The sequence below is a fragment of the Noviherbaspirillum denitrificans genome (genome assembly GCF_002211445.1).
GTDB lineage: Bacteria > Pseudomonadota > Gammaproteobacteria > Burkholderiales > Burkholderiaceae_D > Noviherbaspirillum > Noviherbaspirillum denitrificans.
In genome coordinates this window covers 4,245,896-4,269,405 of record NZ_LSTO01000001.1, presented here as the reverse complement: position 1 = coordinate 4,269,405, position 23,510 = coordinate 4,245,896, and the positions used below count along the sequence as shown (strand labels likewise).

Here is a 23,510-nt window from a genome sequence, read left to right as displayed (position 1 = left end):
GGCTTCCCGCGCGGTATTGCGGACCGCCGACAATCACGAGCACGCCGCGTGCGGCGGGCGCGCCCGGCAGGCTGAGGATGCCATAGAGGCTGTCGCCACGGCAGGGGAAGCAGACGGCACGCTGTTCGACGTTCAAGCCGGCACCTCATCGGAAAGACGGGTCGTCGCCGCCAGTAGCGCAGGGCACTCCGCGATTTCCTGGCTTGACCAGAAGGCCGGACCTGCAACGACGTGGCGTTGCAGCTGTACTCCTCGCTCTTCCCATGCGGAAGCAATCCTGGCTGAGGCAGGCGGCATCGGGCGGCCTTCTTCGGCGACCAGTTCGAACCAGTGGACAGGAATGCCGGCGGGAGCCAGCTTCGCAGCATTCAGGCTGTCGAGGCTTGCTGCAAGGGCCGGTGACAGTTCGTAGCCGGCGACCTCCAGGCTTTCGCCTGCCGCCATCCTTTCGCGCAGTTCTTGTGTGCCGCCCGATTTTTCGGCGCCATTTGCAAGCATTTCACCGGCCAGGCGCATGCGGAGGAATTGGGTCAGGAAAGTTTCGCCGTTAGTCACGGGCTGCCATAGGATCAGCTCATCTACCGGACGTGCCGCTGAAGCGGCGGTGTCGAGCGCGAGCAGGGCGCCCATGCGCAATCCCCACAGGCCGACAGTGACGCCACACCGGTTTTCGAGCCAGGCGGCGGCGGCGAGGACGTCGTCCCGCCAGATGTCCCAGCGTGCATCGCCAAAGTCGCCGCTGCTGTCGCCGCAGCCGTACAGATCGATCTGCAGAACGGCGATGTCCGCCTGTGCGAAGGCACGCGATTGGAGCGCTGCCATGCGGCGCGCCTTGTTCATTTCTTCTGCGAAGGGGTGGATGTAGACGAACGCCTTGCGCACGGCCTTTCCTTCTGCCGGCGGATGGTAGAGGCAGAAGCGCTCGCCAGTACCGGTCTTCAGGAAAAATGGGGCGGCCATCTTGTCGTTCCCGGGGGATTACTCGCCGAGCTTGCGCTCGACGAATTGCACCAGCGTTCCCAGCGTTTCAAATGTCGATGCGCTGATCTCGTCGTCATCGACAGTGATGCCGAAGTGCTCTTCCAGCGCAGTCAGCACAGTAACGACAGCCATCGAATCAAATTCGGGGATGCCGCCCATGATGGCAGAGTCCTGGGTCAGCGAACGTGCGGTGCCGGTAAGGCCTAGCGTGTCGCAGAGGATGTTCTTTACGTCGTCAAAATATTGCATGTCGGTCCAGATGATTGCTAATGCGGATAACGGGTATTTCGGGCTAGGCGTCCTGCGTCGCTTCGCTCACTTCCTTGGGGGCGGCGCGGTTGCCCTTGACGGCATGATGCAGCTGGGCGAGGAAGGCATAACGGTAGCAGTTTACGTGGTAAATGGTGCGCATATCATCGGTCCATTTACGGTGCCAATCCATGACCTTTCCGTAGAACTCGAGGGAGTCAAAGTGGCGTTCCTGGAACATCTGCTTGAGTTCGTCCTGCCGCAGCAGGAACGCCGGGGAACTTCCATCCTTGATCGATTCGTCATATGCGGTCTTCAACACGACGATACTGTTGCGTCCCTTGATGCAAAGGTTCATCGCTGCGACGCGGTCGTTATACCGGTAGCGGTATATCTTGCCCAAGCCGCGGGCACAGAAGGCTTCCAGCATTTTCCGGTAGAACCGTCCCTGAGCGTTATCTGGATGGACAGCTGTGCCTTCCGTGCCCTTCCAGCCTGTGGATTCCAGACGCCCGTATTCCGCCAGCGCGTTCGCCACGTCAGCCGGAGACCTCAGTATCTCCATGGTCAGCGAGATCCCCTCGTTCTCAAGTTTACTGCGCTGCTTCTTCAGGTTGTGTCGCAGGTTCTTGCCGCGCTGGCTCCAGTATTCATCGAACGTGCCGACAAGATTGATCCTGGCGGTCTCGATATAGTCCATCGTTCGAAGGATGCTGCTGTCCTGGGGGCGCGGCAGCAGCATCGGATCCTGCTGCGTCAGGCCGAGCACGACGGGAAACCCCGGGAGTTTGCGCAGCAAGGACGGAAGCAGGGAATCCAGTTCCAGCCCCGGCCTCTGCAGCCAGAGGCCAACCGGCGCTTGCGAGGGTTGCAGCGTGTGCCAGGCGCCGCGCCGTGTCGGCGCCAGCACGGCCATTGCATCGACTTTACCGGACTGGGTATGGCAGGCGATCAGTTCCTTTCCGGTTGTGAATTCCTCGAGCAGCGGCGCCACGAAATCGGGGTCAAGCAGGGGGGAATTGAGGCCCTCTGTGTTCAAGTTGTTCCAGGTGTATCGCAGCGAGGCGAATTCACTAATCGGATGCAGGCTCCAGCTCATATCGCGTTCGTTCCGGAAGATAGGGTTATGGATCGGAATTTCTCGATCATCCAGTCAAGCTCCTCCGGGCGCAGCTCCTGGTGGCAGGGCAATTGGAGGCAGTGCCTGGAAAGCTCGACGCTGTTCGGACAGATAGTGCCGTCGACGCCATCCCAAAGGTATTCCGCGAACCGGATGATGGGAACGCCAGCATGTTTCAGTCTCGGGAATATCTCCGGAAGGTTGTCGGCAACCATTGGGTAGACGTAGGGAACAACACCCTCGGGCAGTTTAGCGAACAGCGGGCGGCATCCCGGCAAGCCGGAGAGCGCTTCATGAAGGCGAAGATAATTGTTGCGGCGCTTGTCTGCGATGCGCGAAGTCGGTACCGTCCTGATCAGCATGCGGGAAAAGAGCGATGCGCTCTTGTCCAGCCATCCGGGTTCGAATGCGAAGCCGCCGTCGGACGCGCCGGGGCCGAGCGAAATAGATTTCGACGGCGCCGCGTTCTTGATGTGCGACCAGAGCAGGTTCTTTGCTTTCATTGGAAGCGAAAGCAAAGCCTTCAGCACGGACATACGGCCATAGGCAAATCCTTTTTCCAAAGCATTGAATGCCGACTTGGCTTCAAAACCCAAGCCGGCGGAATGCAGGCGCAGCGACCGGATATCGTGACGGCTGGAGACCAGGCACCCGCCTTCATAGACAGGAAAGAATTTCATGGCGCTTGCAATCGCGTAATCGCCATAGGAGCCGAGCGGCTTGTCCCGGTGCGTGCCCAGGAAGGAGTGAGCGCAGTCTTCCAGGAAGTAGAGGCCGTGTTCGTCGCAAAAACGGCGCAGCTGCGCGAGGTCCTGCGGAAAACCGAAATAATTGGTTGCCATCAGCATCTTTGCGGTTCCGTCGAGCTTGCCCAGCACGTCTTCAAGGTCGACGGATGTGTCCGGATGCACTTTGTAGAAGACGGGAGTGGCGCCTGCCCAGACAACGGGCTGGATCATGGAAGCGCAGTGATACGCGGGCACAAGCACCTTGTCGCCTTTCCCGATGCCCATCTGTACCAGCGCGAGGGCGATTGCAACGCGACCGCTGGTGACGAATTTTGCGGTACCTACGTCAAGGATCGAGCCCAGGCGCGCGGGACGACTTGCGCCTGCGAACGAGGCGAGGGACAGCACGGGTTGCGTAGGGATCTGGGACTTGGGATAGGCGACCATCGCGAGATCTTGATTTGTCCGTGGCGCACATCAGCAGCTGGCGCGACATGGCTGTCGAAGGATGCAGCTGCCCGGACACCAAAGAAAACACGCGCTCATCGTCGTCCCTCGAACTGCGTTAAATGTTTCCAAGCAGAATAGGTTTCATTTCCAGATCGTACCTTTGTTTCCACATGGAATCGATTGCAAATTTGCTTGAAACAACACGTTGCCACAGCAATTTTTGTAGCCACGTTGCATTCTATTGTTTTCATTTAGAAAACATATATTATTTCAAATTGTAACCCCTTTTTATTATCAATTCGCAATTAAACTTGCGACGAGTCAATCTCCCAACTGCACTCAGGAAAATCACTCCGCGCCCCCGACAAATGACTGACCTCATTCACGAATTTGCTTTCTCGTCTGCAGATCGAACCCCCGAAGCGGAAGCGCTGGTGTACCAGGGAAAACGACTCAGCTACTCGGCACTGGCGGCAGGCATCGAGCGCTGCGCCAATGCTTATCTCGAACTGGGGCTGGCGCGCGGGGAGCGCGTCGCGGTCTATCTCGAGAAGCGCCACGAGACAGTGCTCTCGCTGTTTGGCGCGTCGCGCGCAGGCGGTGCGTTCGTTCCGGTCAACCCGCTCCTCAAGCCGGAGCAGGTGGCCTACATCATGAACGACTGCAATGTCCGCATCCTCGTCACCTCGGCCGACCGCTTGCGCCTGCTCGAAGAAGCGCTGCATCACTGCAGGGATCTGCATACGGTGCTGGTCGTTGGCGGCACCGACGAACGCAGGCAGATCGGCGGCGCAACAGTCATCGGATGGGAAGCAGTGCAGGCGGCCGGCGCCGGCAGGGCGCGGCATCGTGTGATCGATACGGACATGACGGCGATCCTGTACACCTCGGGCAGCACCGGCAAACCGAAGGGTGTCGTCCTGTCGCACCGGAACATGGTGGCCGGCGCACGCAGCGTTGCAAGCTATCTCGAGAACACACCTGAAGACCGCATCCTTGCCGTGCTGCCACTCAGTTTCGACTATGGCCTGAGCCAGCTCACCACCGCTTTCCACACCGGCGCCACTGCCGTGCTGATGAACCACCTCCTGGCGCGTGACATCGTCAAGGCAGTCGAAGCGGAGCGGATCACAGGATTGGCTGCCGTGCCGCCTTTGTGGATCCAGCTCGCCGACCTGCAATGGCCGGAGCAGGCGACCATTCGCTATTTCACCAATTCCGGCGGGGCGATGCCGCGCGCAACACTCGACAGATTGCGTGCCGCGCTGCCCAGGGCCAAGCCCTACCTCATGTACGGCCTGACCGAAGCCTTCCGCTCGACCTACCTGCCGCCGTCCGAGGTGGACCGCCATCCCGATTCGATGGGCAAGGCTATTCCCAATGCGGAAATCATGGTGCTGCGCCCCGATGGTTCCGAGTGCGCGCCCAACGAACCCGGCGAACTGGTACACCGAGGCGCGCTGGTGTCGCTGGGCTACTGGAACGATACGCAAAAAACCGCGGAGCGCTTCAAGCCCATCCGACCCGCGCAACACGGTTTGCCCCTCGTCGAAATGGCAGTGTGGTCCGGCGATACTGTGCGGGCGGATGAAGAGGGCTTCCTGTACTTCATCAGCCGTAACGACGAGATGATCAAGACGTCGGGCTACCGTGTCAGTCCGACCGAGGTCGAGGAAGTGATGTATGGACGGGAGGGTGTCGGCGAAGCTGCCGCCCTCGGCATTTCCCATCCGGTGCTCGGCCAGGCGATTGTGGTCGTGGTCAGCCCGCGCGACGGTGCGCCGCTCGATGCCGAGAAGTTGCTGGCTGCATGCAAACCGCACCTGCCCAACTACATGCTTCCCAACCGGATCATCGTCTGGGAAGGCAGCCTGCCGCGCAATCCCAACGGCAAGATCGACCGCAAGCTGCTCGCCACGCAGTACGCAAACATCTTCGCGGATACCAAAGAATGAGCAACGCCCGACCGCAGCACGCGGCCCTGACCCAGTTTCCCGTACAAGACGATTGTCTCCAGATTGGCGGCATTTCCCTGACTCGCCTTGCGCAGCGCGTCGGCGCGACGCCGTTCTATGCGTATGATCGCGAAGCCATGACGCAACGCGTGGCCCTGCTGCGCCGCCATCTCCCCGAGCAGGTGCATCTGCACTATGCGATGAAGGCAAACCCGATGCCCGCAGTGGTGCAGCATATGGCGGGCCTGGTGGACGGCATCGACGTCGCATCGGGCAATGAACTGCGCGTAGCCCTGGATGCCGGCATGAAGCCGGAACTGATCAGCTTTGCAGGCCCGGGCAAGAGTGACACGGAACTGTCCTGCGCGATCGCGTCCGGCATCGTGATCAACCTCGAGTCCGAAGCAGAAATGGAACGCGTGGCGCGCATAGGGGCAGGGCTCGGCGTCCAGCCGAAGGTGGCGGTGCGCGTCAATCCCGATTTCGAGCTGAAGTCTTCCGGCATGAAGATGGGCGGCGGGCCGAAGCAGTTCGGTGTCGATGCCGAGCGCGTGCCGGGCATGCTGCGCCGGATCGGCGAGTTGCAACTGGATTTCCACGGCTTCCATATCTTTTCCGGGTCGCAGAACCTCAAGGCTGCTTCCATCCAGGAGGCGCACGAAAAGACTTTTGCACTGGCGATCCGCCTGGCTGCCGATGCACCGCGACCGGTGCGCCTGCTCAACATCGGCGGCGGCTTCGGCGTGCCGTATTTTCCCGGCGAGGAACGGCTCGACGTGGCGGCCATCGGCGAGAACCTGAAGCGCTTGCTCCCCGACGTACAGCGGCAACTGCCCGAGGCGAATGTGGTTATCGAGCTCGGCCGCTATTTCGTGGCCGAGGCCGGCGTCTATGTGGCGCGTGTGGTGGACCGCAAGGTATCGCGCGGGCAAGTCTTCCTCGTGACGGACGGCGGGCTGCACCATCATCTCTCGGCTTCAGGCAATTTCGGGCAGGTGATCCGCAAGAATTACCCTGTCGTTATCGGCAACCGGGTACAGGGCCAGGAGCGGGAAGTGGTTTCCGTAGTCGGGCCGCTGTGCACGCCGCTCGACCTGCTGGCCGACCAGATGGAAATGGCGAGGGCCGACGTCGGCGACCTGGTTGTCGTTTTTCAATCCGGGGCCTACGGCATGACGGCAAGCCCGTCCGCCTTCCTCAGCCATCCGGCCGCGCTCGAAGTGCTGGTCTGATGTTCGAATAAAGTCAACGATGGCAGCGCGGCCCCTGATGGCACGCCTGCGAAGGGAGCGGCAGTGAGTGGTGTATGTGGTTGGCTCGACCTCGGCGCGGCCGATGGCGACAAGCAGAAACTGATCGATGGCATGGCTGCGCCGCTCACGCGCTTCGACGCGAGTCCGGTGCAGGCCCTGACTGGACGGCGTGGTGCTTTGGCAGTTGCGGCCGGAGAGGGCTCCACCCATGTATACCGGCAGGATGGCTTGCTGGTTGCGCTGTGGGGGGCGGCGGGGTTCAGTGACGCGCGGCTGATGCAGCGGGCGCAGGCCGAGGGCCTCGCGGTCACGCTGGCCGGACTGTACCGGGATCGCCCGGACCAGGTATGCACTCTGCTGAGCGGCGCGTTCGCATTGTGCATCATCGATGAGGATGCCGGCGAAGCCATGCTCGCCATTGACCGCATGGGTACCCACTCGCTAACTTGGCAGCAGAGCGGCAATTGCCTTGTGTTCGGCTCGTCGGCGGATGCGATCATCCGCCATCCGGCGGCGCCTCCTGAAATCGATCCGCAGGCACTGTACAACTACGTTTACTTCCACATGATTCCCGGACCGGGGACCGTGTACAAAGGGCAGCAACGCCTGTTGCCCGGCGAATGCCTCGTCTTCCGCAAGGGCGAAGCGAGCAAGCGCCGATACTGGCAGATGCAGTTCAGTGAAGACGATGCCGGCGGCGTGGAAGACCACAAGGAAGCCTTCCTCGAATTGCTGCGCAAGAGCGTGCGCGAGGCCATGGGCGGACAGAAGATCGGCGCCTTCCTGAGCGGCGGCACTGACAGCTCCACCATTGCCGGCTTCCTCACCGAAGTCGGCGGACAGCCAGCCAAGACCTACTCGATCGGTTTCGAGGCCGAGGGCTACGATGAAATGGAATATGCCCGCATCGCCTCCAGGCGATTCGGCACCGACCACCATGAGTACTATGTGACGCCGGACGACGTGGTGAACGCGATCCCCGAGATCGCCGGCGTGTTCGACCAGCCCTTTGGTAACGCCTCCGCCGTGCCTGCCTTCTACTGCGCGCGCATGGCACGGCGCGACGGGCTGACTCGCATGCTCGGGGGCGACGGCGGCGATGAGCTGTTCGGAGGCAACGAGCGCTATGCAAAACAGCATGTGTTCGCGCTGTATGAACGCGTGCCCCGCCTGATCCGCAAGGGAGTGATGGAGCCGGCGATCTTCGGCATGCCTGCCGGAGACCTCATCATGCCGGTGCGCAAGGCGCGCAGCTATATTCAACAGGCGTCCGTCCCGATGCCGGCACGACTCGAAACCTACAACCTGCTCGAGCGCTATGGCGCGTCGGCAGTGTTCACGCCCGAGTTCCTGGCTGCTGCCCGGCCTGACTTGCCGTTGGCGCTGCTGGAACAGACTTACAACGAGTCGCAGGCGCAGACGCTCATCAACCGCATGCTGGCGCTTGACCTGAAGGTAACCCTGGCGGACAACGACCTGCCCAAGGTGGTGAAGGCATGCGAGCTGGCTGGTATGGAAGTGGCCTTCCCCTTCCTGAATGACGAGATGGTCGCATTCTCGGCGCGCCTTGCGCCGCAGCTCAAGCTCAAGGGCACCAAGCTGCGCTACTTCTTCAAGGAGGCACTGCGTGGCATCCTGCCGGACGAAATCATCACCAAGCAAAAGCACGGCTTCGGCCTGCCCTTCGGCGTATGGCTGCAGAGGCACAAGGCACTGCGCGAACTGGCCACCGACAGCCTGTCCGGCCTGAAAGCGCGGGGTATAGTGCGCGCGGATTTTATCGACGGGCTCGAGCAGCGGCTGAACGAGCATGCCGGGTATCACGGCACCATGGTCTGGGTGCTGATGATGATGGAGCAGTGGTTCAGGCGGCGCGAGGAGTTTGCGCGCTTTTGACTGCAGCCGATAAAACGCCCCGAAACGGGGCGTTTTTGCTTTTTGATCCTTGTTGTCATGAATACGCTAGCAGCATATCGCCCGAATAAATGCCTGTCGGAACTAATTCCTGCTGGAAATGGTCACAGGCTTGTAATTGGGAAAATTGTTTCCTTTCATGAGAATTTGTAACCGGGGTATACAACCGGCGGACAGAGCTCAATGATGTGGCGGCAAGCTGCACTGCGGCAAGATGCTGTAGTGGCAATGCTTAATCCTCTCTCAATATTTCAGGAATTCCTGCCATGACTGAATCCGATATCCAAACCGGCCTCGCACACCGCATCACCCGACGCGTATTCCTGCGCAACATGAGCATGACTGCGGCAGCCGTCGCTGTCACCGCATGTGGTGGCGGTGGCGCTTCCGGCACTGCCGATCTCGCAGAAGGGGCAGCCGCTGCACGTGCCACCCCGACGCAGCAAAATCCGTCTGCACCCGATGTGCAGACCGCGGCGGCTGACCGTGCGCCGGTATGGAACGAGATTCCGACCATCACTTTCACCGAAGGCGTGGCATCGACATTCTCCGTCGCAGCGTATGTTTCGGATGACGATACGGCAGCGCTCACCATCCTCAAGAACGAGCTCGCCCTGCCGCCAGGCGTGACCTTCGATTCGGCGACCAGGAGCTTTGTTTATGACGGTGTCGGCAGCGCCGCCGCGACCAGCGGCCACATCCTGACCGCGATGGAGGGCTGAGTCATGCCGAAGCATAAAGTATCGTCCCCGCCGTTCACCGTCCAGGTGCAGCCGGCGCCTGTCTTGTCCGCATCCTTCCAGGTGACCGCAGCGCAGGCCGGCAACAACTTGCCGTTCACGATTGGGCACGCTTTCCGCAAGGGCGAGATTCCGGCAGGTTCCAGCGCGATCGGCAATATCCCGGAACTCCAGGTCGTGCCCAAGAATGCCTGGCCGGACGGTTCCGTGAAGTTCGCGATCGTGTCCGGCTTGACCTCGTTCACGGCGGCCGGCCCCAAGACCATCGGGTTGGGCATCGGCCAGGCATCGACTGCGGTCGCGCTATCCCTCGCCGACCTGAAGGCAACAGGCATTTCGGCCGCCATCGGTGCAGGCAATTTCGGTTCCGCCGCGTGGTCCGGCACCGACTGGGATGCGCCTTTCATGGAATGGATCCGCGGCCCGTTCATGAGCTCCTGGATCTACCGCAAGCCGGTCGGCAGCGATGCGCATCTAGTCGGTTGGCTCGAAGTCCGGCTGTACAAGGGCGGCGCCGTCGAAGTCCTGCCCTGGATTGAAAACGGCTACCTCACCGTCGCCGCCCCGACCAACAAGAACGCTACCTATTCCTTTACCCTCGGCGGCACGCAGCGCTTCAGCGCTGCCTTCGACCTGCTCAACCACACGCGTACGGTACTGGTGTCGGGCACCGCGCTGTCCCACTGGCTGGGCAGCGATCCGAAGCTGACGCCTACCCATGACAAGGCTTACCTGCAGGCCGCGCGCCTGGTGCCCGCGTATCGCGGCCAACTGTCGTCGACCGCCACGTTCTGGTCCAGCCTTGCGCAAACGTATACGCCGCTCCAGCAGGGCAATTATCCGGCGGGAATGGGGACTGCCGGTTATCACGGTTCAATCGGCCTCCTGCCCGAATGGGACGCAGCCTACCTTGCAAGCAGCGACCTGCGTGCTTACGCCGGCGTGATCGTCAATGCCTACAGCGCCGGACGCTACGGCATCCACTTCCGCGACGAGCGCACCCAGCGGCCATTGCGTTTTTCCAGCTATCCCAACCTCGTCCTTGACGGCAGCAGCGGTCTCGCCGGCACTGGCGCATCGTCGAAGAACACCTATACGCCGACGGCTACCGGCACTACACCGCCGACCTGGAATTCCACGCACCATCCATCCGTGGGCTTCATGGCCTATCTGCTGACCGGCCGCTTCTACTTCATGGAAGAAGTGCAGTTCGCGGCGACTGTCCACTATCTCAAAAATACGGATACCCAGCGCCAGTTCTCGGCCGGCGTCCTGCTGAGCAATGCGGGCGCCAACACAACCCGCGGCGCGGCCTGGGCGACACGCACGCTGGCGCAGGCAGCATGTATCACGCCGGACAGCGATACCGCGCTGCGCGGCGAATTCCTAGCCTCGCTCGAGTCGAACGTGAACTTCTACCACGGCCGCTATGTTGCGATGGCGAACAATCCGCTCGGTTTCGTGCAGCCCTATTCGGACTACACCACCAACGGCGACGGCAAATATTTCGAAGCGGCGTGGATGCAGGATTTCTTCACAGCTTCGTATGGCTACGCCCTCGACATGGACCTTCCGCTTTCCGCAACCGGCAAGACCAGGATGCGGGAGTTCTTCGCATGGAAGGCGCGCAGCATCATCGGCCGCCTGGGCGGCACGGCACCGACCGAATACCTGTATCGCGACGCTGCGGTCTATACCGTCGCAATCGCCCCAAGCGATACGCCAGATTACACCGGCGGCACGGGGCCGTGGTTTGCCGATTGGGGACAGGCCTACACTGCGACGACGGGCAGTCCCAACAGCGGCATTGCCGGCGACCTGCGTGGCGGCTATTTCCCGGACGCGACCAGTTACTGGGGCAACCTCCAGCCTGCGATCGCCTACGCCGTCGAGCACAGCGTTCCCGGCGCACTCGATGCTTATCGCCGGATGACCGGCGCTGCGAACTGGCCGTTGCTGGTAAGCAGCATGAACACGCAGCCGGTATGGAGCGTCCGTCCGCGGAACGCCTGACAGGTCCAACTTCAAGTCCAGCAAGAAAGGGCCGCCGCGGCGGCCAGAGAAATCCAGATGAAAGCAAAGCAATACCTGCTGCGCCTCCCGGCTGCGGCAACGACCATGATCCTGGCACTGGCGCTGACCGCATGCGGCGGCGGCCAGGCGCCGGCGGTATCGGGTTCATCCGCCGAGGCGGCGCAAACGGCTAGTTCGGGCGGTGAAACCCTGCAGGCGGCACTCGCATCGGCGCAGCCCGAACAGGCAGCAGCCGCCACGGACGAGGGAAATCGCAAGAAGCCGTCGACAGCCTATACGCTCAGCGTCACCCGGTCCGGTTCAGGCACGGTCAATTCCTTACCGGCCGGTATCGTCTGCGGCACGGATTGCAGCGAAGCGTACGCCAACGGCACCGCCGTTACCTTGTCTGCCGTCCCTGCGTCGGGATACCTGTTCAAGGGCTGGGGAGGCGCATGCACAGGCACCACCCAGACCTGTTCGGTCTCGATGACGGCAGCGCGGAGCGTGACAGCCAGCTTCGAGGCCGTCTCCGTGACGCCTGCGACCTATACCCTGAGCGTCGCCAAGTCCGGTTCGGGCTCCGTCACATCTTCGCCGGCTGGTATCAGTTGCGGCGTGGATTGCAGCGAGCCCTATACCGGCGGCACCTCGGTCACGCTGAGCGCGGTGCCGGCAACCGGTTACACGTTCAAGGGCTGGAGCGGCGCCTGCAGCGGCACAAGCTCGATCTGTGCCGTCTCGGTGACTTCGGCCCTGGGCGTCACGGCCATCTTCGAAAGCGCGCCCGTCACAACATCGACTGCCGGTTCGATCAACGATATCGTGGCCGCCATGCCGCCCAATTCCTGGAAGGCATTGCCATCGACAATGATGAAGGATGTCTGCCCCGCGCCATACAACTCCTATGCCTGCGCCTCGGTGATCATGGCTTGGAGCGGCGGCGCGTACGACGAATCGCGCGACCGCATGATCGTGTACGGCGGCGGCCATGGCGATTCCTGGTACAACAACATCTTTGCCTTCGACCTTGCAGACATGAAGTGGAAGCGCCTGACCGAAATGGGTGGCGGCGCTACGGGATCCACGCCCGGGGCGGGATGGACCGACAAACGGGTCGAGACCTGCGGCTTCTATCCGAAAGGTGTGCTCAGCCTGCCGGATACCGTCATGAACGGCGAGTATGTCGCGTTCGACAAATGCTTCGTCGAACCGGTCGTGTCGCAACTCGACCTGCAACAGCCGCGCTCCTCACACACTTATGGCGGCGTCTTCGTCGACCACAAGAACGACCGTTACTGCTACATCGGCACGGCCGCCTACTATCCGAGCGGACAGAGCGCGTCGCCGACCGCGGTCTGCTATTCGCCGACGACCGGACTGTGGTCGCGCATGGCCGACAAGCCGGCAGGTGTCGGCGGCCGCGGGCAAACCGCGGTCGACGCAGCCGGACATATGTGGACGGTGGCAGGCGAACAAGGGAAGATCGGCGAGTACGATCCGATGACAAATACGTGGAAATCTTACGGCCTCAACAACTATGACGCGGGCGGCGGCACGGATATCGATCGCAAGCGCAACCACCTGTATGTCATGTTCCCGAAGACGGATGGCACCTACGCCATGCGCCGCTGGAACATCGGCATGCCAGCCACCCTGACGGCAAGCCCGACCTACATGGACATCCCCGTGACGGGCACCGCGCCTGCCGGCCTCGGCACCCGGCCTGGCTTCGTGTATGTTGATGCGCGCGACCAGTTCTTCGCGTGGGGCGGCGGACGTGATGTCTATACGTTCAATCCCGCCACCGCGGCATGGAGCAAGCTTGCCGCAACCGGCGACGACCCGGGCATCCAGCAGCAGTGGGGCACCTACGGCCGCTTCCGCTACAGCCCGTCGAAAGGCGTGTTCGTCCTCGTCAATGACGTCGGGCAGAATGTGTTCCTGTACAAGCCGCCCGCCTGACCGGGCGCGTGGGGAAGGGGGCTGCGGCCCCCTTTTTTCTTTACAGCGTCCTGATCCAGGGATGCATCCCCGGATTGGCGTGACGCTTGATGAATTCGCGGATCTCTTCCGTCAATAGTCCGTGTCCGTGGACCTGGGCTATTTCAGTTCCGCCGAGATCGTTCAGCTCCAGGATCATCGGTCCCTTGTCGGTGATTGCAAAATCCCAATGATGAATCCTCATCAGCGGGAATACGACACCACCCATGCGGCAGGCATGGAGCACCTTGTCCCATCCTGGAATCCTGAACCCTGCCAGGGGCAGCCCGGTTATCGGATGGTGCGAGTACACCTGGGTCTTTGGCCACAGTCCGCCGATCACCCTGGTGATCTCTCCGCTTTCCAGGTCGACGTTCGCCAGCAGGTTTCCATATTTGCCGAGGCTGAAGTTGTCCACGTGGTTGGGCGGAACCGCTATTTTCCAGATTGCCCGGACCGGTTTGACGCCGTCCGGCCCGTTCAGGCAGATGATGCGCACACCGCAAATCGCGGACCATTGCGTGAGTGCGCGGATTTCCGGCGCGAGCGTTAGCGACTGCTGGAACAGGAAGCCGCATTGCGGCTTGTGATAGCGGCGGTCGACCGTCTCCTCCAATCGCTTGAGGAAGTCATCGACAGTGATCGACCTGCCATCCAGGAGATCCAGCCGGTCTGTCGCGGCGTCGTAGCCAGCAAGATAGGCGGAGCCGTATCCCTGCTGGGAATAGGCTGGCTTGCAGAACAATGGATACAGCGACGGGTCACGGAGGAAGGCTGCTGCGTCCTTCACTGTCTTCAGGTGGACGCCGAGGCTCTCCGCAATGCGGCCGGCAGGATGAAAGCATGCCAGGACGGGCGCGACCGGCAAGCCGGCTGATGTGGCCATCTGCATGAACACGCACTTGTCCCAGGCGGGGAGCACGACGTGTCTCGGATTGAGCGCAAGATTGAATTGCCCCTGCAGGCGCCACCCAAGGAAATCGCGCGCACCGCCCCCATTCAGGTACTCATCTGCATACAGCTTGAACCAGTAGTAGTCCGTGATTCCGCATTGCCCGCCGAGGGATTTCAATGCATGGATTTCGCGAACCTGCGTGAGGATGCCCTTCCCTGTCTGCTCCTGCGCGAGCAACGCCCATTCACGATACTCATGAAGCTGCGACAGCCGGCTACCAAGCGCACGTGTACCTGGGATCTGCATTTTCGCCCCTAAGCGAGTGCCAGCCGGACAGCATCATCCACGAAGGGCCTTCGCGCCAGATACTGCGGGATGGCAAGGTCGGATTCCGTGTTCAATTCCATGAGCACCGGGCCCTGTTCGCAAAAGGCGACGTCCCAGTTTTGCAGGCGCAAGCCAGGGAAATGGACAGCTGCGGACAGGCACAATTGCTTTGCCTTTTCCCAGTCAGGCAGCGTCTTGCCAAGCAGAGGCGCCCCCGTGTCGGGATGCTTCTGCACAGCGTGCGCCGCGGGCCACAAACCGGAAACGACATTCTCGATTGTCCCGTTTTCCGTCGAGATCCATGCCAGCAGGTTGCCGGTTTCTCCCATGCAGAAATTGTCGGTAATGTTGTTCACGCGCGCGATCTTCCAGAACGTCATGTGGACCTTTGGCCGGTTGTCGTTCACCAGGAGGATCATCCGCACGCAACTCGTTGTTCCGCCGGTCAGCGCGCGGACTTCGGGGTGAGGGAGCAGGCATTCCTGAAAGAGCATGCCGTGGAAACTGGGGGTTTGGCATGCTGTTACAAATTCATCGACGGTGACGCGTCTTCCTGTTTTGTCGACCAGGCTGTCCGTTTGCGGATCATGAGCGGTGAATAGAAAGGTGCCGCGTCCGTACGCGCCGCAGATCGGTTTCACAAATACGGGGAACGTAAGCGACTGCGATACATACTCGCGCAGTTCGCGCTCCGAGCGAAGGCATCGCTCATTGCCTACGCGGCGGCCTTCGGTCGAGTAGACGGCAATCGTGACCGGACTCGGCAATGCGAAATGCTGCAGCAGCGCATAGTTAAGCAGCTTGTCGTTGGCAATGGCACGCCAGTACGGGTGATTGAGGCGTTTGTCCACTTCGGCGCTGGCACGCCATCCAACGCAGTCATCCTTGCGTGGCGCAGGGTACAGGCGGTCATTGAAGATCTCCAGCTCGTAGTACTCTTCCACGCCGAGTCGCCGGCCGCGTCGCGCAAGCCGGAACACTTCCATCCACTGCGCGAGATAACCCTTGCCCGTCTGTGCCTTGGCCTGGGACGCGTACCTGAGAAGCTTCGTTAGCTTTGCCATGTGCAGTCACCTCGCGGAGATGACTGCAGGTTACATACGGACATGGCAAAAAGCAACGATGTCAGACACGCTCCGCCCGTTTCAGCAGGTTCCGGCCCATCCGCAGCAGGAACTTGTTCGCGCCCTGGTCCCATGGGGTGAACCGCGGCAGCTGGTACAGGTCGGGGTCGGATGCGGTAGCGCCCCACGCGGTCGACACCGCGGCGTCGAACCCCAGCTCCCTGACGATCCCGACATGCTCCGCCAGGTAGTCCCGCGCCGGCTTACCGTTGGGATAGGCGAACAGCCGGACCGGGGCGCCGATGATCCCTTCCAGCGCTTCCTTGCCTTCCGCGATTTCGCGGCGCGCGGCCTTCGCGTCCAGGCGCGCGAGGATGGGATGGTTCACCGTATGGCCACCGATTTCCATGCCCGCGCCATGCAGTTCCCGGACCTGTCCTGAAGTCATCATCAGCTTATCCGGCAGGGAAAGGCTGGCGTGGTCGCACATCGCATCAATTCGATCCTGGCGCTCCTGCAACGGCAAATATTTCAGCTTGCCGATCAGGCTGGAAATCGCCTGCTGCCGTTGCAGGATGCTGGCAACATCAATGCGGCCGAAGCCGACAGCCTCCAGGTCAAGAAGTGGCCCGGGTGCGGCACGGACGAGCTCGATGACCGTGTCGTTCCACATGCGCCCGCCATCCAGGAAGCCCGTCGCAATGAAGAAGGTTGCCGGTATGCCGAGGCGGCGCAGGATAGGGAGCGCGACCTCGGCGTTATCGGCATAGCCGTCATCGAATGTGATGCAGGCCGCGCGCGGCGGCAGGGTCTTGTTGCGCAATGCCCGGACCGCATCCGCCAGGGGGATGATGTTGAATGAGGACTGCACCAGCCGCATCTGGCGCTCGAAGTCTTGCGCATCCACTTCTCCCGGAAACAGCGGGTCACGGGCCGGCAGGACACGATGGTAGATCAGGATAGACAGGCGCGCGTCCCCCTTGCCGGGCGAGAGCAGGCGCATGGCGGCGCGGCCGGCGACCGATGACCATCCGAAATCGCTGCCCGCGCGGGCCAGGGGCTGTGCCGTGTTGTTGGTCTCAGCAGTATTGTGCATGCGGTGTTTGCGTATTTATCAGTTCAGTGCGTCACGCCGGGCCGGTTGATGAAGGATGTGGAAGGCGTGGTGCGCCACGAGCTGGTGGGAGCTCCCGCGGCTTTCAGCTCATTGGCGACGATGATGCGCGTGACCACGATGGCCGCCATCAGGTAGTACGGCACATCGAAGTAGAGCAGGCTCAGGAAGGCGCCGCCGACGGCGAAGCCGATGATACTCACCTGCGACATCGCGGCAAAGCTATGCGCCCATTTCAGGTCGTCCCTCCTCGCAGTATTGCGCAGGATCCAGGAACAGGAGCGCCAGGTCAGGAAGCCGAGCAGGAGGTACAGGCCGAGCCCAACCCAGCCGTGCTCGCCAAGCGCCTGGAAATAGATGCTGTGGGCGGCATGCACATCGGTCGGAATGGGCGCATAGCGCTCAAAAGTCTGCAAGTCGTAGATCTCGAATCCGCCACCGGTAAGCGGGCGGTCCATGGCAAGGTTATAGGCCATGATCCATGCATTGATGCGGCCCATGGCGGAGGCGTCTTCCTGGTAGGTGCCGATGGTGTCCATGCGCTCGCCCCATTGGTCCGGCATGAAGATCACGAGGAGCGGGATCGTAAGGATCATGAGGATGCCGAGCATGGCTTTCTTGCTGCTCTTTAGCCACATGAAGAATGCCATCGCCGCGATGGCGAGCAGCGCACCACGGGAATAGGAGCCGATCGCCGCCAATGCGCAAAGCAGGATGGAGCCGGTCAGGCCGTGGCGTATCCACTTGTTGGTCGTAAGCAGCTGCAGGTAGTGCATCAGTGGAATCGCCATGATGAGCGCGAGGGCAATTTCGTTGTTGCCGCCGATGAAGGTGCCGACCGGCCCCCAGACTCGGTATTGTCCGCCGCTGGTCAGAGTGAAAATGCCACCCTTGACACCATAGAAGGCGAGGGACAGGACCAGCACCCACATGAAGGTCTGCACATGCTCCCTGGTCTTCAGCACCATCAGTGTCACGAGGATCATCACCATGATCTTCACGACCTTGATCCACTGCTCGTACACAAGGTCCGGCTGCAGCGCGAATAGGGTGCTGATATTGATCCAGACGAAGAAGGCGATGAAGGTGATGGTGACACCGGTCAGCGGCAGGCCTTTCGGCTCCTTGGTCACGAGTAGCGCGGCGAGCAGCGTGGCGGCGATGATCGCGGCGAACGGGAACGAGGAGGCAAAGCCCCAGCTCAGCGTGTGCGGATTCATCACGCTGATCCACACCCACATCAGCAGGCCGATGATCGGCTTCTTGAAAAAGAAGGGCAGCGATCCGAAGACGATCAGGGTGATGATGATATCTCTCATGGTGCCTCGGGGAGTAGCTGCTCAAGTTGCCTCATGGCAATGTTGTACGTGTTCCGGCGCATCCTGATCGTCAGAAATTGCTTGGAGTATATTACAGGCGAATTTGTACTTTGCGGACTTCGCCATTGCCGCCTTGACACTTCCGTACGGCATCTACTACTCTCGGCCATTGTCCCGCCTCCGCCCCGCAATACGCCTCCAGGACTGCTCCCTTGAAAGACATCGACAACAAAATCGCCAAAGGCGCAGCCTGGATGGTGTCGTTCAAGATGATCGACCGCGGACTCGGCCTGGTCAGTACGGTGATCCTGGCGCGACTGCTGGTGCCGGAAGATTTCGGCCTGGTCGCGATGGCGATGATCCTGATCGGCGCGCTGCAGCTGCTGATTGCTTTCAGCTTCGACGTTCCCCTGATCCAGAACCCGGATGCCGGACGCGAGCAGTTCGATACCGCGTGGACGCTAAGCGTGCTCTTTGCCGCGCTGTGCGGAGGCGTCCTTGCTCTGCTGGCCGGTCCCGCCGCACGATTTTATGCGGAGCCGCGGCTGGAACTGGCGGTTTACCTGCTCGCGCTCGGGTTTGCCGCGCAGGGCCTTTCCAACATCGGCCCGGTCATCTTTCGGCGCGAAATGCGCTTCGACCGTGAGTTCAAGTTCTTGCTCGGCAAACGCATGGCCAGCCTGCTGGTCACCATCCCGCTTGCCTTCTGGCTGCGCAATTACTGGGCGCTGGTGATCGGACAGTTGACCGGTACCTTCGTGTCCGTGGCGCTGTCGTACTACGTCAGCGATTACCGCCCGCGCTTTTCCCTGAAAGCCAAGGTGGAACTGTTCCATAGTTCCAAGTGGCTGATCATGAACAACATCCTGCAATTCCTCAACGGCCGCGCCGCCGAACTGGTGATCGGCCGCCTCGGCGGCGCCGGCGTCCTCGGCGTCTACACGATTGCCTCCGAAATCTCGACACTGCCGACCACCGAGCTGGTGGCACCGATCAACCGCGCCGCATTTCCGGGCTACGCACGTGTGGCACAGGAGATCGAGGCCTTGCGTAACAGCTTCCTCAACGTGATCTCGATGATTGCACTGTTCGCGCTGCCCGCCGGCATCGGGATCGTATCGGTCGCGGACCTGATGGTGCCTGCCGTGCTGGGATGGAAGTGGATGTCCGCCATTCCGCTCATCCAGATCCTCGCGATCTTCGGCGTCATCCAGGCGCTGCAGACCAATATTTCCTACATCTACCTGGCGACCGGCCATCTCGCCTATGTCACCGTTGTCGGGGCCATCCAGTTCGTGCTCCTGCTGAGCCTGCTGGTGCCTGGCATTCTCTATTGGGGCGCAACCGGGGCGGCCTGGGCCTTCCTCGGTTCTGTCGTGCTCATGACACCGGTCAACCAGTTCCTGATCGCGCGGCAGTTGCAGCTCTCGACGACGACATTCTCATTGCGGCTCATCAGGCCACTGGCAGCATCGCTGCTCATGGCGGCTGTCGTCTTCGGCATGAAAAGCGTCTTCGTCCTGAAGGGGGAAAGCGCGGCGTATCTCGTTGCGCTGCTCGTGTGCGTGCTGGCAGGGGCGGTGGTCTACGCCGTTACCCTGTACGCCCTGTGGCGCTATGCAGGATGCCCGCAGGGGGCAGAACGGATGACCTTCGGCAAGATCGAGCAGTTACTGCGCAAGCTCGGGCTGGACGTCAATATCCTTGGCGGTTAGGCCACCTTGCTCACGACGTAGCGGAATTTCCCTGATTTCTCCGCCGGTATCTCCGACACCACTTCGATATCGATCGTCACGTCCTGGCCGAGGCGTGCCTTGAAGCCGCGCTCGATCTTCGCGGCGATATCCTTGCCGAGTTCGTGTTCCGGCACTACGAGTACGCGCATGTGTTCGCGGCTTTCCTGCACGATCTTGAACGCCTTCACTTCCGGCAGGTCGCGCAGGATATAGATTAGCGCGAGACCGTGCATTACCGCGCCATCGTGCGTCACCACAAAGTCGGTGGTGCGGCCCTGGATTTCGCGGATCAGGGGCAGGCCACGACCGCAGGAGCAGGATTTGGTGTCGAGCGTGGCAACATCGCCGGTGCGATAGCGGATGAATGGGAAGTCGCGCGTGGCCAGGTGCGTCACCACAATTTCGCCCGATTCACCGTGCGGCAGGACTTGGCCGTCCTGGCCGACGATCTCGACAATGATGTCTTCAGCCGTGACGTGCATGCCGCCCGCCGGGCACTGGTGGGCAATGAATCCGGCGTCGCGGCCGCCGTAGCCATTGGCAACGGGGCAGCCGAAGGTCTTGCTGATCTGGTTCCGCTGTTCGTCGTACAGCCGCTCAGACGTCACGAAAGCAACGCGGATGCCGAGATCGTTCATGCGGATGCCCCTGGCGTCGGCATGGCGTGCGATATGCGACAGGGCGGACGGGTAACCGAACAGCATCTTCGGCCGCCGGGCGCGGATTTCGGCGAGGAAGCCGTCGAGCTTGGCTTCCGACATTTCGAAGGCCGGCAGCAGCTTGGTGCGCAGCATGCGATCACGCAGCGCACGCACCGTATCCTGTGCGCCGAGTTCGATGGGCGATCCCCACACCACGATTTCCGCGTCGCCGATGTCGACATTCCACCAGCGGGTAGCACGCCATTTCGCGGCGACGTCATGACTGACGCGTTCCTTGCCGATGTAGAAGATCAGCGGCTGTCCGCTGGAGCCGCCGGTGTTGAAACGGGCAAGGTCGCGCGCATTGTCGGCCCTTAGGCCGTCAGTGTTGGCGCGGATCGCCGCCTTGTCGAGCAGGGGCAGGCGGGCAAGGTCGTCCAGCGAACGGACATCCTCGGCGCGGAAGCCGATACGTGCGAACAGCTCGCGGTAGTAGGGTACGTGCTGCTGTGCATGGACCAGCAGCCTTTGCAGCCGCTCGAGCTGCAACTCTTTCAGGCGCGCCGGGCTCCACCACTGCGATTCTTCCATGGCCTTGCGCAACGCGACCGTGTCGTGCCGCTTGAGCTTCTCGTGCAGGGGGAACATCACCCCGGAGATCAGCGAGGTGTAGAAGTCGGTGGATTTTGGCGTAGGGTTGTTCACGTTTGTTCCAGCACGGCGTTGGTCCGTTTGGCGAGGACTTGTTCGTAGGTTCGCAGCAACCGCTCGCGGACATTGGCCCAGGTATATTGCTGCACCGACTCGATCCCGGCATCGCGCAACCTGCCTGCCAGTGACGGGTCGGCGAGGAGGGATGCGATCGCTGCGGCCATTTCCCCGGGGCTCTTCGGCGGCACCAGCAATGCCGTCTTGCCGTGCTCGACGATATAGGGAACACCGCCAACGTTGGTACTGATGACCGGAACGCCGCTGGCAAGCGCTTCCAGCACGGAGTTCGGCATGTTATCGACAAGGCTGGGGTTGAGCATGATGTCCGCGCCGCGGTACAGCGCTGCCATGTCGGCGTTGTCAACCCGGCCGGTGAAGGTCACGGCATCGGCGATGCCGAGTTCGCGGGCAAGGGCTTCCAGCATCGGACGCTCCGGCCCCGAACCGGCAACGACGAGGCGCAGTCCGGGAACAGTCTCGCGCACGATCGCGGCTGCACGGATTGCCGTCGCATTGTCGTAGATCGGTTCCAGGTTGCGCGCGACGAGAAGGCATGGCGTATCCTCGCGCCGGCGCGCAGTCCCGGTTGACGAAAACCGGTCGAGATTGATGATGTTGGGCACGACCTCGGCTGGAATGCCGTACTTGCCGAACACCGCCTTCAAGAAGCCGGAGGGGACGATGAGCACATCGGCGCGCATCATGCTCGCCTTGACCCAGGAAAGCGACTTCTGCAGGAAGGCATCGGCCTCGCCGCCCCGGTAATTGACCACCACCGGCTTGCCCCTGAGCGCCGCGATCCAGATGGCCGGCGCCGCGAACAGATGCCATGACCAGCCGGAATTGGCCATCACATGGTAGAGGTCGACATCGCGCGCCGACGTGAACAGGCGGGTGAGGTAGGGCACGAGCCGGAACACCGCACGCACGCCGCGCAGGTTCTCGACCCAGGCAGGGGAATACGGGCGGTTGACCTGGATGACTTCGACCTTGACGCCTTCCTCGCCCAGCAGCTTCGCCAGCTGCAGGGTCTGGTTCGCCATGCCGCCGGAAGGCGGCGGCAGCGGGCCGACGAGGCCGATGCGCAAGGTCTTCGGGTTCATTGTCGGTTGCCTCGCTCCAGGAGGCGGCCGTAGATGTCCTGGTAGCGTGCGACACTGCGCGGCCAGTTGCGCTCCGTCTCGACGAATTCGCGCGCGGCCTTGCGCAGCACCGGCCAGCGTTCGGCGGCGGCGAGCAGGTCCAGCGTCTTGTCGGCCAGCGCCTGCGGATTGCCGGCTTCGAACAGCACCCCGGTCTTGCCGTCCTGGATCAGCTCGTGGTGGCCGCCGACGTTCGACGCCACCATCAGCCGCCCCTGCGCCATCGCTTCCAGCGGCTTGAGGGGGGTGACGAGGTCGGTCAGGCGCATGCGCAGGCGCGGGTACGCCAGCACGTCGATGAGGTTGTAGTAGCGCTGTACCTCCTGGTGCGGCACGCGGCCGGTGAAGATCACCTGGTCTTGCACGCCGAGTTGGGTGGCGAGCGCCTTCAATTCCTTTTCCTGCGGTCCGCCGCCGACCAGCAGCACGCGGATGTCCGGATTGCGCGCCAGCATGATGGGCAATGCGCTCAGCAGGATGTCGAGGCCTTCGTAGGCATAAAAGGAGCCGATGAAGCCAAGCACCACCTTGCCGGTCAGTCCGAGCTTTTCCGCGAGCGCGAGGTCGGGCTGTTCGTCGGTCTGGAAATCCTCGATGTTCACGGCGTTGGGGATCACCGTCACTTTTTGTGCAGGAATACCGCGTTCGAGGATGTCACCGCGCAGGCCTTCGCAAATCGTCGTGACAGCGTCCGCTTCGCGCAAGGCGCGCGTTTCCATCGCCCGCGTCAGCCGGTAGCGCATGCCCCACTCGGTACTGGTGCCGTGGTCGACTGCAGCGTCCTCCCAGAAGGCGCGCACTTCATAAACGACAGGGATGTTGAGCTTGCGGCCCACGCGCAGCGCGGCAATGCCGTTCAGCGCCGGCGAATGCGCGTGCAGGATGTCGGGCCTGACTTCCCTGGCTGCCTCCGCCAGCCGTTTTTCAAGCTGGTCGATGACCGCCAGCTGCTTAAGCACGGGCATGCGTCCCATGAGCGAGGTCGAGGGCGGTGTGCGGAAGAAATGCCAGCCGTCGACGTCTTCGTCGGGGCCATCGAATTTGCCCTGCTTGGGACCGGTGATGTGGCAGGTCTCCCAGCCGAGCGCGCGCTGCTCCTTCAGGATGGAGAGCGTGCGGAAGGTATAGCCGCTGTGCAGCGGGATCGAATGGTCGAGGACATGCAGGATGCGCAC

18 protein-coding genes are annotated in these 23,510 nt (G+C 61.9%); 7 read left to right on the top strand and 11 right to left on the bottom strand.

Features of this window, described 5'->3' with window-relative positions:
* Positions 1–132: 132 nt before the first annotated feature.
* From AYR66_RS20655 to AYR66_RS20640, 4 genes are read right to left on the bottom strand one after another with little or no spacing between them, the layout of a single operon-like run.
* Complete coding sequence (locus AYR66_RS20655) at positions 133–960, bottom strand: hydrolase 2, exosortase A system-associated (protein WP_088709072.1); 828 nt, start codon at positions 958–960, stop codon at positions 133–135.
* Between the two features lie 18 nt (positions 961–978).
* Positions 979–1,230: an acyl carrier protein gene (locus AYR66_RS20650; RefSeq protein WP_088709071.1), complete on the bottom strand. Its 252-nt coding sequence runs from the start codon at positions 1,228–1,230 to the stop codon at positions 979–981.
* Positions 1,231–1,273: 43 nt separating this feature from the next.
* Positions 1,274–2,269: a GNAT family N-acetyltransferase gene (locus tag AYR66_RS20645; protein ID WP_234814962.1), complete on the bottom strand. Its 996-nt coding sequence runs from the start codon at positions 2,267–2,269 to the stop codon at positions 1,274–1,276.
* Between the two features lie 56 nt (positions 2,270–2,325).
* Entirely contained in the window at positions 2,326–3,525 is a 1,200-nt protein-coding gene (locus tag AYR66_RS20640; RefSeq protein WP_088709069.1) for an aminotransferase class I/II-fold pyridoxal phosphate-dependent enzyme, read from the bottom strand.
* A 371-nt stretch (positions 3,526–3,896) separates the two neighbouring features.
* Here AYR66_RS20640 and AYR66_RS20635 point away from each other — a divergent pair, with 371 nt between their 5' ends.
* The 6 genes from AYR66_RS20635 to AYR66_RS20610 all read left to right on the top strand — a co-directional run bounded on the left by AYR66_RS20635 (position 3,897) and on the right by AYR66_RS20610 (position 13,368).
* Entirely contained in the window at positions 3,897–5,483 is a 1,587-nt protein-coding gene (locus AYR66_RS20635) for an acyl-CoA ligase (AMP-forming), exosortase A system-associated (RefSeq protein ID WP_088709068.1), read from the top strand.
* Complete coding sequence (locus AYR66_RS20630; protein WP_088709067.1) at positions 5,480–6,715, top strand: pyridoxal-dependent decarboxylase, exosortase A system-associated; 1,236 nt, start codon at positions 5,480–5,482, stop codon at positions 6,713–6,715. Before AYR66_RS20635 ends, AYR66_RS20630 begins: the two co-directional genes overlap by 4 nt.
* A gap of 63 nt (positions 6,716–6,778) precedes the next feature.
* Positions 6,779–8,632: an asparagine synthetase B family protein gene (locus AYR66_RS20625; RefSeq protein ID WP_088709066.1), complete on the top strand. Its 1,854-nt coding sequence runs from the start codon at positions 6,779–6,781 to the stop codon at positions 8,630–8,632.
* A 284-nt stretch (positions 8,633–8,916) separates the two neighbouring features.
* The gene (locus AYR66_RS20620) at positions 8,917–9,372 is read left to right on the top strand and encodes a hypothetical protein (protein ID WP_088709065.1); all 456 of its coding nucleotides are present in this window, start codon (positions 8,917–8,919) and stop codon (positions 9,370–9,372) included.
* A 3-nt stretch (positions 9,373–9,375) separates the two neighbouring features.
* Entirely contained in the window at positions 9,376–11,403 is a 2,028-nt protein-coding gene (locus tag AYR66_RS20615; protein WP_088709064.1) for a hypothetical protein, read from the top strand.
* 57 nt (positions 11,404–11,460) lie between these two features.
* Positions 11,461–13,368 (top strand): InlB B-repeat-containing protein, encoded by a 1,908-nt coding sequence (locus AYR66_RS20610; RefSeq protein ID WP_088709063.1) that lies wholly within the window; start codon positions 11,461–11,463, stop codon positions 13,366–13,368.
* A 40-nt stretch (positions 13,369–13,408) separates the two neighbouring features.
* Here AYR66_RS20610 and AYR66_RS20605 read toward each other — a convergent pair whose 3' ends face one another.
* The 4 genes from AYR66_RS20605 to AYR66_RS20590 form a co-directional block, all read right to left on the bottom strand.
* Positions 13,409–14,587 (bottom strand): sugar-transfer associated ATP-grasp domain-containing protein, encoded by a 1,179-nt coding sequence (locus tag AYR66_RS20605; protein ID WP_088709062.1) that lies wholly within the window; start codon positions 14,585–14,587, stop codon positions 13,409–13,411.
* A gap of 8 nt (positions 14,588–14,595) precedes the next feature.
* Positions 14,596–15,672, bottom strand: a complete 1,077-nt coding sequence (locus AYR66_RS20600) for a sugar-transfer associated ATP-grasp domain-containing protein (RefSeq protein WP_088709061.1) — start codon at positions 15,670–15,672, stop codon at positions 14,596–14,598.
* 61 nt (positions 15,673–15,733) lie between these two features.
* Entirely contained in the window at positions 15,734–16,768 is a 1,035-nt protein-coding gene (locus AYR66_RS20595) for a polysaccharide deacetylase family protein (RefSeq protein WP_234814961.1), read from the bottom strand.
* Between the two features lie 23 nt (positions 16,769–16,791).
* The gene (locus AYR66_RS20590; protein WP_088709060.1) at positions 16,792–18,105 is read right to left on the bottom strand and encodes a putative O-glycosylation ligase, exosortase A system-associated; all 1,314 of its coding nucleotides are present in this window, start codon (positions 18,103–18,105) and stop codon (positions 16,792–16,794) included.
* A 212-nt stretch (positions 18,106–18,317) separates the two neighbouring features.
* On the opposite strand from AYR66_RS20590, the gene AYR66_RS20585 reads away from it, so the two are divergent.
* Positions 18,318–19,820, top strand: a complete 1,503-nt coding sequence (locus AYR66_RS20585; RefSeq protein ID WP_088709059.1) for a lipopolysaccharide biosynthesis protein — start codon at positions 18,318–18,320, stop codon at positions 19,818–19,820.
* Here the strand turns inward: AYR66_RS20585 and AYR66_RS20580 are convergent.
* The 3 genes from AYR66_RS20580 to AYR66_RS20570 are packed head-to-tail and all read right to left on the bottom strand — an operon-like array spanning position 19,817 to position 23,510.
* The gene (locus AYR66_RS20580) at positions 19,817–21,187 is read right to left on the bottom strand and encodes a phenylacetate--CoA ligase family protein (RefSeq protein WP_088709058.1); all 1,371 of its coding nucleotides are present in this window, start codon (positions 21,185–21,187) and stop codon (positions 19,817–19,819) included. The two genes, AYR66_RS20585 and AYR66_RS20580, sit on opposite strands and share 4 nt — an antisense overlap.
* Complete coding sequence (locus tag AYR66_RS20575) at positions 21,184–22,296, bottom strand: glycosyltransferase family 4 protein (protein WP_088709057.1); 1,113 nt, start codon at positions 22,294–22,296, stop codon at positions 21,184–21,186. The genes AYR66_RS20580 and AYR66_RS20575 overlap by 4 nt, the downstream gene beginning before the upstream one ends.
* On the bottom strand, positions 22,293–23,510 hold the full coding sequence (locus tag AYR66_RS20570) for a TIGR04063 family PEP-CTERM/XrtA system glycosyltransferase (protein WP_088709056.1): 1,218 nt from the start codon (positions 23,508–23,510) through the stop codon (positions 22,293–22,295). The genes AYR66_RS20575 and AYR66_RS20570 overlap by 4 nt, the downstream gene beginning before the upstream one ends.